Raw genomic sequence first — 15,328 nt, forward strand, 5'->3', positions numbered from 1 at the left:
TTGAAACATCAGCGGCGTTGTCCCGCGCGCGCGGACCGATGGCATCGTCATCCCCCCAGCACCAGTACCAGCAGAATCAGTGTCGCCCCGGCCGCCATGGTGGTGGCGTAGAGCCGCAGCTTGCCGGACTGGGTCAGGCTCAGGCCGCGATGCAGCGCCCACGAGAGCCAGGCCGGCAGCAGCAGGGCACGGTCGATGAAGTCGCTGCGCAGCAGCCGGACCAGCACGCGATAGGGCCGCACGAACAGCCAGTCGTAGGCGATGTCGAAGCCCCAGGCCTGATTCCAGAACCACCACAGGCGCGCCTCCCAGCCGCCGGCCACGCGCTCGGCCAGCCAGCGCTGGCGCCGCAGGAACAGCCAGGCGGCGACGACCAGCCCGCCCAGCGACACCAGCGCCGCGACGACGCCCAGCACGGTATGGCCGGCGCCGTGGGCATCGGCCCCGGGGCCGGCCGGCAGCACGCCCTCGAGCGGCGGGTGGATCCATGCCCCGATGAAGGTGGAGAGCACCGCCAGCACCACCAGCGGCAGGCCGTGGACCGGCCCGCGCCCCGGCTCGGCATGGCGGGCATTGTCGCTGCCCGGCTCGCCGTGGAAGGTGCCGATGATCAGGCGCAGCGTGTACAGCGAGGTGAGGAAGGCGCCGACCAGCCCGGCCAGCATCAGTCCGCCATGGCCGGAGGCCAGCTCCTGCCAGAGGATCTCGTCCTTGCTGAAGAAACCGGCCGAGACCAGCGGCAGCGCCGAGAGCGCCGCCCCGCCGATCACGAAGCCGGCGTAGGTAAGCGGCAGCTTGCGCCACAGCCCGCCCAGCCGGCGCATGTCCTGCTCGTGGTGGGTACAGACGATGACCGAGCCGGCGGAGAGGAACAGCAGCGCCTTGAAGAAGGCGTGGGTCATCAGGTGGAAGATCGCCGCATCGTAGGCACCGACACCCAGCGCCAGGAACATGTAGCCGATCTGGCTCATCGTCGAGTAGGCCAGCACGCGCTTGATGTCGGTCTGCGCCAGCGCGGCGAAGCCGGCGAGCAGCAGGGTCAGCGCGCCGATCACGCCGACCAGGTAGAGCACCGCGGGGGCCAGCTCGAAGACGCCGTGCAGCCGGGCGATCAGGTAGACCCCGGCGGTGACCATGGTCGCCGCATGGATCAGCGCCGAGACCGGAGTCGGGCCGGCCATGGCGTCGGCCAGCCAGGTATGCAGCGGCAGCTGCGCCGACTTGCCCAGCGCCCCGCCGAGGATCAGCAGCGACGCGACCTGGGCCTGCCAGGCGCCCTCGGCCCACACGTCGGGGGCCCGGGCGAGGATCTCGGTGATGTCCAGCGTGCCCAGTTCGCGGAACATCAAAAACAGGCCGATCGCCAGGAAGACGTCACCCAGCCGGGTGATGATGAAGGCCTTGAAGGCCGCCCAGCCGTTGGCCGCGGTCTCGAAGTAGTAGCCGATCAGCAGATAGCTGCACAGCCCCACGCCTTCCCAGCCCAGGTAGAGCAGCAGCACGTTGTCGCCGAGCACCAGCAGCAGCATGCTGAACACGAACAGGTTCATGTAGGCGAAGAAGCGAAGCCTCCCGGCCTCGTCCTGCATGTACCAGGCGGCGAACAGATGGATCAAAAAGCCGACGCCGGTGATGATGCCCATGAGCGTCAGCGACAGCCCGTCCAGGTGCAGCCCGATGGTCGGCCGGAAGTCGCCGACCGTCACCCAGGTCCACAGGGTCATGTCGATGCTCGTCTCGCCGGACGCCAGGAAGCGCCAGCCGACCCAGGCGGCGACCAGCGCCGCCAGGCCCACGCTGGTCACCCCGACCACCGAGCTGGCGCGCGGCGACAGCCGGCCTCGCGACAGCGACAGGATCAGGGTGCCGGCCAGCGGCAGCAGGAAGGTCCAGGGCAGTAACGTCATTGGCGGCTCCTCATCCGTTCATGCGGCTGGCCGCATCCACGTCCAGCGTCTTGAAGCGATGGTGCAACTGGATCAGCAGCGCCAGGCCGATGCTGGCCTCGGCCGCGGCCAGGGTGATCACCAGCAGGAACATCGCCTGGCCCTCGGGCTTGCCCCAGCCGGTGCCGGCGACGATGAAGGCCAGCGCCGCGGCGTTGAGCATGATCTCCAGGCTCATCAGCACGAACACCATGTTGCGCCGGCAGACCAGCCCGGCCAGACCCAGGGTGAAGAGCATCGCGGCCAGCACCAGGCCGTGCTCCATGGGGATACCGCTCATGAGGCCTCCTTCCGGGCTCCGGATTCACGACTGACGGCGGGCTTGTCCGGCTCCGGCAGCCGCCCCACGTGCGACGCGGTGACCAGCGCCGCCAGCAGCAGCATGGCCGCCAGCTCGACCACCAGCAGCCAGGGGCCGAACAGCAGGCTGCCCACGGCCCGGGCGGTCAGCGTCTCGCCGCCGATCACCCGCCCGGCATCGCCGCCCCACAGCGTGGCGATCAGGGTCAGCAGCAGGATTCCCGACAGCACCGACGGCCCCAGCCAGACCCGGGGGCGCATCCAGGCGCGCTCCTGGGCGACCACCGTCTCGCCGAGATTGAGCATCATCACCACGAACACGAACAGCACCATGATCGCCCCGGCGTAGACGATCACTTCCAGGGCCCCGGCGAAGGGCGCCCCCAGGGCGAAGAACACCATCGCCACGCTGATCAGCGAGATGATCAGGTAGAGCAGCGCATGCACCGGGTTGGGGTTGGTGATCACGCCGAGGGTCGCCAGCACCGCGACCAGAGCACTCAGATAAAAGGCGATTTCCATGTCATTCCCTTCGCGTGCGGTTCAGGGGAGCAGCGTCTTGACGTCGATCGGCTCGGCCTCGTTGCGCGCCTTGCCCTTGTCCTTGCCGGCGATCGCCAGCCCCGCGACCTTGTAGAAGTGATAGTCATGGTCCTTGCCGGGGCCGTTGATCAGCAGATCGTCCTTCTCGTAGACCAGCTCCTGGCGCCGGTACTCGCCCATCTCGAAGTCCGGGGTGAGCTGGATCGCCGAGGTCGGACAGGCTTCCTCGCACATGCCGCAGAAGATGCAGCGCGAGAAGTTGATGCGAAAGAATTCGGGATACCAGCGGCCATCCTCGCGCTCGCCCTTCTGCAGCGAGATGCAGGCCACCGGGCAGGCCACCGCACACAGGTTGCAGGCCACGCAGCGTTCCTCGCCGTCCGGGTCGCGGGTCAGCACGATGCGCCCCCGGTAGCGCGGCGGCAGCGGCACCGGCTCGTCGGGGTAATTGAGCGTCTCCCGCTTGCGGAAGCTGTGCATGAAGACCATGCCCAGCGTGCGCAGTTGGGAAACGGTGCCTTTGATCACGTTCATCAGCATGGCCATCGCTCCTCGGTCACAGCGGGTCGGCGATCAGGATCACCGCCCCGGTCACCAGCAGATTGATCAGGGTCAGCGGCAGGCAGACCTTCCAGCCGAAGCTCATCACCCGGTCGTAGCGCGGTCGCGGCAACGAGGCGCGCAGCAGCACGAACAGCACCAGGAAGGCCGCCGTCTTGAGGGAGAACCAGACGATCGGCGGCAGCCAGGGGCCGTGCCAGCCGCCGAAGAACAGCGTGACGATCAGCGCCGAGACCAGCACCATGCCCACGTACTCGCCGATGAAGAACATGCCGAACTTCATGCTCGAGTACTCGACATGGTAGCCGTCGGCGAGCTCCTGCTCGGCCTCGGGCTGGTCGAACGGATGGCGGTGGGTCACCGCGATGCCGGCGATCAGGAAGGTGCAGAAGCCGAAGAACTGCGGCACCACGAACCACAGCCCCTCCTGGGCGTTGACGATCTCGCGCATGTTGAACGAGCCGGCCATGGCCACCACGCCCATCAGCGCCAGCCCCATGAATACCTCGTAGGAGAGCGTCTGCGCCGAGGCGCGCATGGCGCCGAGCAGGGCGTACTTGTTGCCGCTCGCCCAGCCGCCGAACAGCACCGCGTAGACGTTGATGCCGGCCAGGGCGAGGAAGAACAGCAGCCCGATGTTGAAGTCGGCCACGCCCCAGCCCGGGGTGATGGGAATGATCATGAACGACAGCAGCAGCGAGGCCATGGCGATGCCCGGGGCCAGCACATACAGCGTGCGGTCGGCGAAGGGCGGGATCCAGTCTTCCTTGAAGAAGATCTTGATCATGTCGGCGATCAGCTGCAGCGAGCCGAAGGGCCCCACCCGGTTGGGCCCGTAGCGGTCCTGCCACAGCCCCAGCAGACGGCGCTCGACCACCGTCATCACCGCCCCCAGCAGTACCGCGCCCAGCAGGATCACCAGCGCCTGGAGCATGGCGATCAGGCTGGCGGCGACGGGCTCCGACAACCAGTTCATGCGCGCCCCTCCTCGTTGGCTTGCGTTGCGGCCACGGCCAGACTCACCGCTTCACCGCCGGCCGGCCAGGGTCCGATCCCCGCCGGCACCCCGATGGTGCCGGCCGGCCAGCGCGCCTCGCAGCGCACCGGCAGCACGAGTGCTCCGTGCTCGCCCGCGACACGCAGCGGCTGGCCGTCGCTCACGCCCAGCCGGGCCGCGTCATCGACCGCGAGCCTGACCACCGGTGCGTCCGCCCGGGCCTGGATCGGTGCGGCGCGGGCCGAGGTCTCGTCACCGCCGAACAGCCGCGGCAGCCGCACTACCTGCCACGCATCGCCTGCGGCGCGGTGGGCGGCGGGGATGACGTCGGTGTAGCGGTAGCCGCCGGGCCGGGGCGCCAGCAGGCGCACGCCCGGATCGCCGGCGCGCAGATGGCCGCCGACCTCGTCAGTGAACTTGTTCCAGGCCTGGGGCGAGTTCCAGCCCGGCGCCCAGGCGAAGGCGACCTCCTCGCGGGGCCGGTCGAAGCCGTTGTAGCCCTCCATCGAGAAGGTGAAGGCCGAATCCGGGTCCTGGGGGGCGCGCGGCTCGCTGACGCTGATGTGGGCGCGCATGGCGGTGCGCCCGCTGTAGCGCTGCGGCTCGCGGGCCAGCTTGAGCCCGCGGACCCGGTAGTCGGCCCCCGGCGCGGCATCGACGATGGCGGCCAGATCCGGGTAGTGGCGGGCGCAGTCAAGGGTCACCGCATCCAGGGCGATGTCGCCGACGTCATGGCGCAGCACGTCGGCCCGCAGCACGTGCAGCCAGCGCCAGCTCTCGCGGATGCGTGTCTCGGGGCGCATATAGGCCGGGTCGAAGACCTGGAAGAAGCGCTGGGCGCGCCCCTCGAGGCTGACCAGGGTGCCGTCGGCCTCGGTGAAGGCCGCCGCCGGCAGGCCCAGGTGGGCCCGCTCCCAGGTGGCGGTGCGCTGATGATCGAGCACCACCACGGTCTCCGCGGCCTCCAGCGCCGACTCGATGCGGGCGCCCGGCAGGCGCTGATAGAGGTCGTTCTCCAGGACCACCACGGCGTCGGCGCGCCGGCTCTCGAGCTCGTCGAGCGCCCATTCCAGCGGTGCGCCGCCCATCAGCGTCAGCCCGGTGCTGTTGGCCTCGCGGCGTACCAGCATCAGGCTGCCCCGACGCGCCCGGCGGGCCAGGGCGCGGGCCACGTTGCCGGCGGCCTCGACGATGGCTTCCGAACCCAGCGAGCCGCCGCTGATCACCAGCGGCCGCTCGGCGGCCAGCAGGCGTGCGGCGATGTCGCGGGCCGCCTCGCGGGTGGCGGCGTCGAGGTGGTCGACCGCCGGCGCGCCGGGGTCGATCTCGTGGGCCACGGCGAAGCCCAGCCGGGCGATGTCGTCCGGCGCCAGCGTCCAGCCGGCCTCGGCGATGTCGTCCAGCTCGGTGGGAGTCGGGTAGGCGATGAACACCGGATGGTAGCGGTCCTGGCCCAGGGTGCGCACCGCGGCGTCGTTCCAGGCGGGGATGCCGCGCTCGGCGGCCAGCGCCTCGCGCCGTGCCTGGGCGGCCTGGCGCACGGCCAGGGCGACCCGGGCGGCGCTGGCGATCAGGTCCTCGCCGAGAATCAGCACCGCATCGTGATGCTCGACGTCACGCAGCGTCGGCGTGGGCAGGCCGCATTCACGGTTGAGCGTCTGCATGCGCGCCAGCAGGCGCTGCTCGGCGGCGGCGATGCCGGTCGAGAAATTGCCCTCGCCGACCAGAGCACGCAGCTGGTGGTTGCTCTCCAGGCTGGCGCGCGGCGAGCCGATGCCGATCACCCGGCGGGCGCTGCGCAGGCGGTCGGCCCCCCGGTCCAGGGCGGCATCCACTTCCAGGGTGACGCGCTCGTCGCCCCGGTCGCTGCGCCATTCCGGCAGGCGCGGCCGGTCGTCGCGGTTGACGTAGCCGTAGCCGAAGCGCCCGCGGTCGCAGAGGAAATAGCGATTGACCTCGCCGTGGTAGCGGTTCTCGATGCGCCGGATGTCGCCGTAGCGCTCGCCGGGGCTGATGTTGCAGCCCACCGCGCACTGATGGCAGAGGCTCGGCGCAAACTGCAGGTCCCACTTGCGGGTGTAGCGCTCGGAGTGGGTCTGGTCGGTGAACACCCCGGTCGGGCAGACCTCGGTCAGGTTGCCGGCGAAGGGGCTTTCCAGCACGCCCTCCTGATGGCGGCCGAAGTAGATGTTGTCGTTGGCGCCGAAGGCGCCCAGGTCGGTGCCCCCGGCGTAGTCCCGGTAGAAGCGCACGCAACGGTAGCAGGTGATGCAGCGGTTCATCTCGTGGGCGATGAACGGCCCCAGGTACTGGTTGCGGTGGGTGCGCTTGCGGAAGCGGTAGCGCCGCCGGTCGTGACCGGTCATCACCGTCATGTCCTGCAGGTGGCAGTGGCCGCCCTCCTCGCAGACCGGGCAGTCGTGGGGGTGGTTGATCATCAGCCACTCGACGACGCTGGCGCGGAACTCACGGGCCTCGTCATCGTCGATCGAGATCCAGGAACCGTCGGACGCCGGCGTCATGCACGACATCACCAGCTTGCCCCGGGTGTCGTCTTCATCCTTGAACTGCTTGACCGCGCACTGGCGGCAGGCGCCGACGCTGCCCATCGCCGGGTGCCAGCAGAAGTAGGGCACGTCGAGGCCCAGCGACAGGCAGGCGTCCAGCAGGTTGTCCGCCCCGTCCACGTCGTAGCGCTGCCCGTCCACGTGAATCGTCGCCATGCCCTTACCTCGCCTCGCAGTGAATGGATCGATGCCGGTAACGCCTCATATCTGGCCCACCGGGATGGGGTCGGCGTGCGCGGTACGCGGCGGATGCGTCACGCCGCGCTCGAACTCGTCGCGGAAGTACTGGAGCGCCGACGCCAGCGGCATCGCCGCCCCCGGGGCGTGGGCGCAGAAGGTCTTGCCCGGCCCCAGGTCGTCGGCCAGCTTGTCGAGCAGCTCGACATCGCCGCGCTCGCCCTCGCCGCGCTCCAGCGCCTGGAGGAGCTTCACCGTCCACGGCAGGCCGTCGCGGCAGGGGGTGCACCAGCCACAGGACTCGCGGGCAAAGAACTGCTCCAGGTTGCGCACCAGCGACAGCACGCTCTGGTCCTCGTTGACCACGGTCAGCAGTCCGGTGCCCAGGCGGCTGCCCAGCTTGCCGATGGTGTCGAAGTCGAGTGCCGAATCGAGATGCTCGGGCAGCAGGAAACCGGTACTCCCGCCGCCGGGCAGCCAGGTCTTCAGCGCCTTGCCGTCGCGCAGGCCGCCGGCGCGCTCGAGCAGCTCGCGCCCCGGGGTGCCGATCGGCAGCTCCCACAGCCCGGTGCGCTCGACCTTGCCCGAGACACCGAACAGCTTGGTGCCGCCGTCGTTGCTCAGCTCGCCGGACAGATCCTGGTACCACTTGGCGCCGTGGGCCATCACCGCCGGGGCATTGCAGAACGTCTCGACGTTGTTGACCACGGTCGGCTTGCCCCAGGCGCCGGACTGGCCGGGAAACGGCGGCTTGGCGCGGGGGTTGGCGCGCTTGCCCTCCAGCGAGCTGATCAGCGCGGTCTCCTCGCCGCAGATGTAGCGCCCGGCGCCGGTATGCAGGGCGATGTCGAAGTCGAAGCCGCTGCCGGCGATGTCGTCGCCCAGCCAGCCGGCGCCGCGGGCCTCGTCGAGGGCCTGCTGCACGGCGCGGGCGGCCTCGACATACTCGCCGCGCAGGAAGATGTAGCCGTAACGGGAGTGGTTGGCGTAGGCGCCGAGGATCATGCCCTCGATCAGCAGGTGCGGCTGCTGCTCGAGCAGCAGGCGGTCCTTGAAGGTGCCGGGCTCCATTTCGTCGGCGTTGCACACCAGGTAGCCGCGCGGGATACCCGGCCCCTTCATGGTCAGGCTCCACTTCATGCCCGCCGAGAAGCCGGCGCCGCCGCGCCCGCGCACGTTGGCCTCCTTCATGGTGGCGATCACGTCGTCCGGGGACTGCCGGTTGAGCACCTCGCGCACCGCGGCATAGCCGTCCTTGTCGACGTACTCGTCGAGCCCGATCCGGGCGCCGTCGTCACGCAGCCGCCAGGTCAGCGGGTGCGTCTCGGCGCGGCGCTCGGCGGCGCTCTGGCGAAGCTGGCTGTGATAGCGCGTCACGCTCATGCGAAGCCCTCCAGCAGGTCGGCCACGTCGCCGGGGGCGACGGGGCCGTAGGTGCAGTCGTCGATCATCAGCGCCGGGCCGCGATCGCAGGCCCCCAGACAGCACACCGGCAGCAGCGTGAAGCGGCCGTCGGCGGTGGTCTGGCCGAAGCCGATGCCGAGCTCGGCCGACAGCGCGTCGCGCAGCTCCTCGTAATCGTTGAGAAAGCAGGAGCTGCTGTCGCAGACCAGGATCACGTGGCGCCCCACCGGCTGGCGGAAGATCAGGCTGTAGAAGGTCGCCACGCCCTCGACATCGGCGGGCCCCACGCCGAGCACCTCGGCGATCGCCGGGATCGCCGCGTCGGGTACCCAGCCATGGCGGCGCTGGACGATCTTGAGCGCCTCGATGCAGGCCGCCTGGGGCTGCTCGTAGTGGTCGCGTTCGTGTTCGATGGCGCGGCGGTCCTCGGGCTCGATGACGAAGCCGTCGCTGGCGATGGTGCGTGCGGTGTCGTTCATGTTCAGCGATCCACGTCGGCCATGACGAAGTCGATACTCCCCAGGTGGGCGATCAGGTCGGGCACGAAGCCGCCGCGCATTACCGCCGGGATCTGCTGCAGGTGCGGGAAGCTCGGCGTGCGAATGCGCGTGCGATAGCTCATGGTGTTGCCGTCACTGGTCAGGTAGTAGCTGTTGATGCCCTTGGTCGCCTCGATCATCTGCAGCGACTCGTTGGGCTTGAGCACCGGCCCCCAGGAGACCTGCAGGAAGTGGGTGATCAGCGTCTCGATGTGCTGCAGCATCTTCTCGCGCGGCGGCGGCGTGGTCAGCGGATGGTCGGCCTTGTAATCGCCGGCGGGCATGTGGTCGACGCACTGCTGGATGATCCGCAGGCTCTGGCGCATCTCCTCGATGCGGATCTGGCCGCGGTCGAAGACGTCGCCGTTGCTGCCCAGCGGCACCTCGAAGTCGAAGTTCTCGTAGCCGCCGTAGGGGCGCTTCTTGCGCAGGTCGAAGTCGCAGCCGGTGGCGCGCAGGTTGGGCCCGGTGACGCCCCAGGCCAGCGCCTCGCGGGTGGTGTAGGCGGCGATGTGCCGGGTGCGCTCGCGGACGATGGCGTTCTCCATCATCGCCCGCTCGTACTCGACGAGCCGCCTGGGCATCCAGTCGAGAAAGCCCTGGACCAGGGTATCCCAGCCCCTGGGCAGGTCCATCGCCGTGCCGCCGATGCGGTACCACGCCGGGTGCATGCGGAAGCCGGTGATCGCCTCGATCACCTCGTAGGCCTTCTGGCGGTCGGTGAAGGTGAAGAACACCGGGGTCATCGCCCCCAGGTCCTGCAGGTAGGTGCCCAGGAACAGCAGGTGGCTGGTGATGCGGAACATCTCGGCCATCATCACTCGAATGGTCTTGGCGCGCTCGGGCACCTCGATGCCGGCGAGCTTCTCCACGGCGAGGATGTAGGGCAGGTTGTTCATCACCCCGCCGGTGTAGTCGATGCGGTCGGTGTAGGGGATGAAGCTGTGCCAGGACTGGCGCTCGGCCATCTTCTCGGCACCGCGGTGGTGGTAGCCGATGTCCGGCACGCAGTCGACGATCTCCTCGCCGTCGAGCTGCAGCACGAGGCGAAACGCCCCGTGCGCCGAGGGGTGGTTGGGCCCGAGGTTGAGGAACATGAACTCGGTGTCCTCGTTCTCGCGGCGCATGCCCCACTCCTCGGGCTTGAACTGCAGCGCCTTCTGCTCGACGTCCTGGCCCTCGACGGTGAGCGTGTAGGGGTCGAACTCGGTGGCCCGGGCGCCGTGGTCCTTGCGCAGCGGGTGACCGTTCCAGGTCGGCGGCATGAGCAGCCGCGTGAGGTGCGGATGCCCGGCGAAATCGATGCCGAACATGTCCCACACCTCGCGCTCGTACCAGTTGGCGTTGGGGTAGAGCGAGACCACGCTGGGGATCTTCAGGTCGCTCTCGGCGAGCGCCACCTTGAGCATCACGTCGCGGTTCCGCGCGATCGACATCAGGTGATAGAAGACCGTGAAGTCCGATGCCGGCAGGCCACGGCGGTTGGCCCGCAGTCGCTCGTCGGTCGCCGACAGGTCGTAGAGCATCTCGAACGGCTCGGGCATGTCGCGCAGGAACTTGAGCACCTCGCTGAGCGACTCGCGGGGAATCCACACCACCGGCATGCCGGTGAGCGTGGCCTGCTCGAGAACGGCGTGGTCGCCGAGGCGCTGGCGGAGCGCGCCGACGACCGGGTCGTCGGCGGCGGCCGCGTGATCGGGGGTCGGTGTGTCAGCGCTCATGAGCGTCGGCAAACTCCTGCGGCGGAAGAAGAAACGATCACCTGTCAGATGCTGTCGGGCGTGCGCAGCTCGGTGGCCTGGATGCGCCGGTCGTGGTGCTTCTCGCGCTGCGAGGGCATCTCGGCGCGGTAGACGCCCTGATCGCCGACCACCCAGGACAGCGGGCGGCGCTCCTCCTGGATCGAGTCCTGCAGCAGCTGCAGCCCCTGAAGGAAGGCCTCGGGACGCGGCGGGCAGCCCGGCACGTAGACGTCCACCGGCAGGAACTTGTCGACGCCCTGCACCACCGAGTAGATATCGTACATGCCGCCCGAGTTGGCGCAGGAGCCCATCGAGATCACCCACTTGGGCTCGAGCATCTGGTCGTAGAGCTGCTGGATCACCGGGGCCATCTTGATGAAGCAGGTGCCGGCGATGACCATGAAGTCGGCCTGGCGCGGGGAGGCGCGAATGACCTCGGAGCCGAAGCGGGCGATGTCATGGGGCGACGTAAAGGCCGTGGTCATCTCCACGTAGCAGCAGGAAAGTCCGAAGTTGTAGGGCCACAGGGAGTTCTTGCGTCCCCAGTTGACCGTCGCGTTGAGCACCTCGTCGAGCTTGCCCATGAAGACGTTGCGATGCACCTGCTGCTTCATCGGGTCTTCCTCGAGGCGCTTGCGCTCGCCGAGCGGGTAGCGGGCGTCCGCTGCCACAGCGTCTTCTGCACGCGTCAGGGTGTAGGGCATGCGTTTCCTCCAGCGAACGTTGTGCAACTACGTACTGCGTGTTGGACGGCCGGGACATGCAACCTCCCGGCCGGAGCGGCCGGCCACTCAGGAGCCGGGGTCGCGCATCTTGCGCTTGGGCGCCCATTCCAGCGCCCCCACACGGCTGTCGTAGACCAGGCCGGCCAGCAGGATGACGATGAACACCGCCGCCCCGGCGAAGCCGGCCCAGCCCACCTCGCGAACCGACACGGCCCAGGCGAACAGGAACACGGCTTCGATATCGAAGATCACGAACAGCATCGCGACCAGGTAGAACTTGACGGAAAAACGCTGGCGAGCGCTGCCGGCACCGATGATGCCGGACTCGAAAGGCAGGGATTTGCTGCGCCCCTTGCTGCGACCACCCAGCAGGCTGGAGGCGCCCATCATGAAGACGCACAGACCAAAGACGGCAATGACGAACAGGGCCACGGCCCAGTGCTGCGCGATGCTCGAAGCGGCGTCCTGGCTCATACACTCCCTCGTCCGGACCATGAACGGTCGGCGGGCCGCACTGCCACGACACGGGTGAGTGCCGGGGCCGGCCTGACCAACCAGTACGCGTTAAGCATAGGAGAGCATTAGATAAATGTCAGAAACAAGCCGTACTTTTGGCGTACCGGGGTGAAGTGAGAATCGTTTCCGCAGTGCAGCAAAGGCGTAGCGCCGTGACCGCCTCACTGGCAATACCCGCCCAGCCAGTGTTCCGCCAGCCAAAGCACCACGGCATAGCGTGCCCCCTTGCCGGCCAGGATCAGCAGCGTCGCCTGCCCGAAGGGCAGCCGCAGCAGCCCGGCGACCACGGTCAGGGCATCGCCCACCACCGGCAGCCAGGCCAGCAGCAGGCTGAATCGCCCCAGCCGGGCGTAGGTGCGCTCGCCGCGCGCCAGTGCCGGCGCCGACACCGGAAACCAGCGGCGTCCGGCCAGGTGGCGGGCGTAGCGCCCCAGGGCGACGTTGACCAGGCTGCCCAGGGTATTGCCGAGAGTGGCCACGGCCCACAGCAGCCCCACGGCCTCGCCCTGGCACCACTGGCGGGCCAGCCAGACCTCCGAGCCGCCGGGCAGCAGCGTGGCGCTGGCCAGGGCGACGAGAAACAGGCTCAGCATGGCCGCCCCGCCGCCGGATCGGCTAGGCTGTAGCCCCGTTCACAGTTGAGGATCCGCGTGACGATGTCCGATGCCTCCCGCATTGCCAATGTCCTGACCATCGCCGGCTCCGACCCGTCGGGCGGCGCCGGCATCCAGGCCGATCTCAAGACCTTCTCGGCCCACGGCACCTACGGTACCAGCGTGATCACCGCGCTGACCGCCCAGAACACCTGCGGCGTCACCGGCGTGCATCCGGTGCCGGTCGACTTCATCGCCGCCCAGCTCGAGACCCTGCTCGACGACGTGGCGATCGACGCGGTGAAGATCGGCATGGTCGCCAGTCGCGAGGTTGCCGAGACGATTCGCGAGCGCCTCGAGCGCCGCCGGCCGCGCTGGATCGTGCTCGACCCGGTGATGGTCGCCAAGAGCGGCGACCTGCTGGTCGACGACGCCGGCATCCGCGCGGTGCGTGACATTATCGTGCCCCTGGCCGACCTCATCACCCCCAACCTGCCCGAGGCCGCGGTGCTGCTGGGGGACTCCGAGGTGACCTCGGCCGAGGCGATGGAAGCCCTGCAGCCCGCCCTGCGCCGGCTCGGCGCGCCCCACGTGCTGCTCAAGGGCGGCCATCTGGCCGGCGAGCGCTGCCCCGACCTGCTGATCTCGCCCGAGGGCGCCAGCTGGCTCGAGGCCGAGCGCATCGCCACCGACAACCTGCACGGCACCGGCTGCTCGCTGTCGTCGGCGATCACCGCGCGCCTGGCCCGCGGCGATTCGCTCGTCGGCGCCGTGCAGCACGCCAAGGTGTGGCTCAGCCAGGCACTGCACGACAGCCACCGCCTCGACGTCGGCCGGGGGCGCGGGCCGGTCCATCACTTCCACGCCTGGTGGTAGACGGAACGATACGGGCTAGCCCGGCTGCGCGGGCTTTCCCGTCGACAGGTCTACGCGGGGCGCTATGCCCCCCCTCCCTGGGCGCTACTTTGGCCATCTGACCGCCATGGATGGCGGAAATGCCGGAATGGAAAGGAACACTTTCCGGCCATGGCCAAAAACCCCCACTACGACCTGTCCCCGGGCGCCTAGCCCCATGGCCGACTGAGAGTATCCTGCCACCACGCCGCACTTGCGGGGGTCGGCGGGGCGCACCATGCTGCAGTGACGGGTAACGTCCGCTTCGGCAGCCGGGTCTGCCGGAGCCAACTTCACGGGAGGATACCGCCATGTCCCGGACGCTGCTCTTCGCCTGCGACCTGTCCGCCGAAAATCGCGCCGGCTTCGCCCGGGCCATTCGCCTGGCCGGGGAAACCGGCGCCCGTCTCGACGTGCTGCATGTCCTCGACCCCCACCTGCCCCGCCAGGCACTACATGACCTGGAAAGCGCGGTGGTGGCCGAGATGGAGCGCACCCTGACCGACCTGCGCGAGGACTATGCCCTCCCCTCGCCGGACACCCTGATCCAGACGGTGGCCGGCACCCCCTATGCGGAGATCGTCCGCGAGGCCCACGAGCGGCATGCCGACCTGATCGTGCTCGGCACGCATCGCAAGCGCGGGCAGCCCGACCTGGTGGCGGGCACCACGCTGGCCCGGGTGATGCGCAACGCCCCCTGCCCGGTGTTCTCGATCAGCCATCCGGCCCATCAGGAATGGCACGACATCCTGGTGCCCATGGACTTCTCGCTGCCCTGCCGGCACACCCTGCGCGAGGTCATCACCCGCTTCCCGGAGGCCCGCCTGACCCTGCTGCATGCCTGGTGCATCCCCGGCGAGCGCGAGCTGGCCTCGCACAGCGACTACGCCCGCTGGCGCGAGCACGAGGTCGCACGGCTGCGCGAGCGCCTGGAGAGCGAGGTCGACCAGCTGATGAACGAGGTCGGTGGCGTTCCCGAGCTCGAGCTGGTGCTCGAGCAGGGCGAGCCGCTCGAGGTGCTGATGGGCCGCCTGCGGCGCCAGCCGCCCGACCTGCTGGCGCTGAGCAGCCAGTCCCGGCTGGGCCGCCAGAGCCCGCTGACCGAGCAGCTGCTCGCCGAGCCGCACTGCGACCTGATGGTGTGCCGTGCCTGGTAGCAATCCTAGGCACTGTCTGAACACTGTCTGCGCTCGGCCATACTGCGTGAAAAATCAGCTCAAAATGCTCATTTACACCCCGTAAACTCCGCCTTTTCGCTGATTTTTGCCTTGTCTGACCTTCGCTCGTCGACTTTTCAGACAGTGCCCAGCCTTGCGCCCGCGCGGCGTCTGGGGCAGCGTAACCCCCGACCCAGACACACAGGACGACACTCGCATGCGGGCACTCATCCAGCGCGTCACCCACGCCGGTGTCAGCGTCGACGGCCACACGATCGGCGCCATCGACCACGGCCTGCTCGCCCTGATCGGAGTGGAACGCGGCGACGACGAGGCGCGCGCCGACCGGCTGCTGCACAAGCTGTTGCACTACCGGGTCTTCGCCGACGCTACGGGGCGCATGAACCACAACCTGCAGCAGGCCGACGGCGGCCTGCTGCTGGTGTCGCAGTTCACCCTGGCCGCCGACACCCGCAAGGGGCTGCGTCCCGGCTTCTCCAGCGCCGCCGCCCCCGAGGAGGGCGACCGGCTCTTCCACTACCTGCTCGACCGTGCCCGGGCCGCCTGGCCGCGCGTCGCCAGCGGCGAGTTCGGCGCCAACATGCAGGTCGAGCTGGTCAACGACGGCCCGGTAACCTTCCTGCTGGAGACCTGACCCGAGGAGCCC

General features: G+C 69.2%; 15 protein-coding genes. 3 read left to right on the forward strand and 12 right to left on the reverse strand.

Annotation, left to right across the window (positions count from 1 at the left end; all coding sequences use genetic code 11):
- Positions 1-47: 47 nt before the first annotated feature.
- The 12 genes from nuoL to KGQ91_RS03370 all read right to left on the reverse strand — a co-directional run bounded on the left by nuoL (position 48) and on the right by KGQ91_RS03370 (position 12,610).
- On the reverse strand, positions 48-1,907 hold the full coding sequence (gene nuoL / locus KGQ91_RS03315; RefSeq protein ID WP_224416293.1) for an NADH-quinone oxidoreductase subunit L: 1,860 nt from the start codon (positions 1,905-1,907) through the stop codon (positions 48-50).
- 10 nt (positions 1,908-1,917) lie between these two features.
- Entirely contained in the window at positions 1,918-2,226 is a 309-nt protein-coding gene (gene nuoK / locus KGQ91_RS03320; protein WP_163649662.1) for an NADH-quinone oxidoreductase subunit NuoK, read from the reverse strand.
- Positions 2,223-2,768 carry an NADH-quinone oxidoreductase subunit J gene (nuoJ, locus tag KGQ91_RS03325; protein ID WP_224416292.1) on the reverse strand — a complete coding sequence of 182 codons (546 nt, stop codon included), beginning with the start codon at positions 2,766-2,768 and terminating at the stop codon, positions 2,223-2,225. Before nuoJ ends, nuoK begins: the two co-directional genes overlap by 4 nt.
- Before the next feature lie 21 nt (positions 2,769-2,789).
- Positions 2,790-3,329, reverse strand: a complete 540-nt coding sequence (gene nuoI, locus KGQ91_RS03330) for an NADH-quinone oxidoreductase subunit NuoI (RefSeq protein ID WP_224416291.1) — start codon at positions 3,327-3,329, stop codon at positions 2,790-2,792.
- Between the two features lie 16 nt (positions 3,330-3,345).
- Positions 3,346-4,326: an NADH-quinone oxidoreductase subunit NuoH gene (gene nuoH / locus KGQ91_RS03335; protein WP_163649659.1), complete on the reverse strand. Its 981-nt coding sequence runs from the start codon at positions 4,324-4,326 to the stop codon at positions 3,346-3,348.
- Complete coding sequence (gene nuoG, locus KGQ91_RS03340) at positions 4,323-7,070, reverse strand: NADH-quinone oxidoreductase subunit NuoG (RefSeq protein ID WP_224420247.1); 2,748 nt, start codon at positions 7,068-7,070, stop codon at positions 4,323-4,325. The genes nuoH and nuoG overlap by 4 nt, the downstream gene beginning before the upstream one ends.
- Positions 7,071-7,115: 45 nt before the next feature.
- Positions 7,116-8,474: an NADH-quinone oxidoreductase subunit NuoF gene (nuoF, locus tag KGQ91_RS03345; protein ID WP_224420248.1), complete on the reverse strand. Its 1,359-nt coding sequence runs from the start codon at positions 8,472-8,474 to the stop codon at positions 7,116-7,118.
- Positions 8,471-8,974: an NADH-quinone oxidoreductase subunit NuoE gene (nuoE, locus tag KGQ91_RS03350; RefSeq protein ID WP_224420249.1), complete on the reverse strand. Its 504-nt coding sequence runs from the start codon at positions 8,972-8,974 to the stop codon at positions 8,471-8,473. Before nuoE ends, nuoF begins: the two co-directional genes overlap by 4 nt.
- A gap of 2 nt (positions 8,975-8,976) precedes the next feature.
- Positions 8,977-10,755: an NADH-quinone oxidoreductase subunit C/D gene (nuoC, locus tag KGQ91_RS03355; RefSeq protein WP_224420250.1), complete on the reverse strand. Its 1,779-nt coding sequence runs from the start codon at positions 10,753-10,755 to the stop codon at positions 8,977-8,979.
- 44 nt (positions 10,756-10,799) lie between these two features.
- Positions 10,800-11,480: a NuoB/complex I 20 kDa subunit family protein gene (locus tag KGQ91_RS03360; RefSeq protein WP_224420251.1), complete on the reverse strand. Its 681-nt coding sequence runs from the start codon at positions 11,478-11,480 to the stop codon at positions 10,800-10,802.
- Positions 11,481-11,567: 87 nt separating this feature from the next.
- Positions 11,568-11,975, reverse strand: coding sequence for an NADH-quinone oxidoreductase subunit A (gene ndhC / locus KGQ91_RS03365; RefSeq protein ID WP_224420252.1), 408 nt, complete (start codon positions 11,973-11,975; stop codon positions 11,568-11,570).
- Positions 11,976-12,178: 203 nt separating this feature from the next.
- Entirely contained in the window at positions 12,179-12,610 is a 432-nt protein-coding gene (locus KGQ91_RS03370; RefSeq protein WP_163649652.1) for a YqaA family protein, read from the reverse strand.
- Between the two features lie 63 nt (positions 12,611-12,673).
- Between KGQ91_RS03370 and thiD the strand changes: the two genes are divergently transcribed.
- The 3 genes from thiD to dtd all read left to right on the forward strand — a co-directional run bounded on the left by thiD (position 12,674) and on the right by dtd (position 15,316).
- Positions 12,674-13,486: a bifunctional hydroxymethylpyrimidine kinase/phosphomethylpyrimidine kinase gene (gene thiD, locus KGQ91_RS03375; RefSeq protein ID WP_224420253.1), complete on the forward strand. Its 813-nt coding sequence runs from the start codon at positions 12,674-12,676 to the stop codon at positions 13,484-13,486.
- A gap of 329 nt (positions 13,487-13,815) precedes the next feature.
- Entirely contained in the window at positions 13,816-14,661 is an 846-nt protein-coding gene (locus KGQ91_RS03380) for a universal stress protein (protein ID WP_224420254.1), read from the forward strand.
- A 217-nt stretch (positions 14,662-14,878) separates the two neighbouring features.
- Positions 14,879-15,316 carry a D-aminoacyl-tRNA deacylase gene (gene dtd / locus KGQ91_RS03385; RefSeq protein ID WP_224420255.1) on the forward strand — a complete coding sequence of 146 codons (438 nt, stop codon included), beginning with the start codon at positions 14,879-14,881 and terminating at the stop codon, positions 15,314-15,316.
- The last annotated feature ends 12 nt before the right edge of the window (positions 15,317-15,328 follow it).

The organism is Modicisalibacter tunisiensis (genome assembly GCF_020148005.1).
Taxonomy (GTDB): Bacteria; Pseudomonadota; Gammaproteobacteria; order Pseudomonadales; family Halomonadaceae; genus Modicisalibacter; species Modicisalibacter tunisiensis.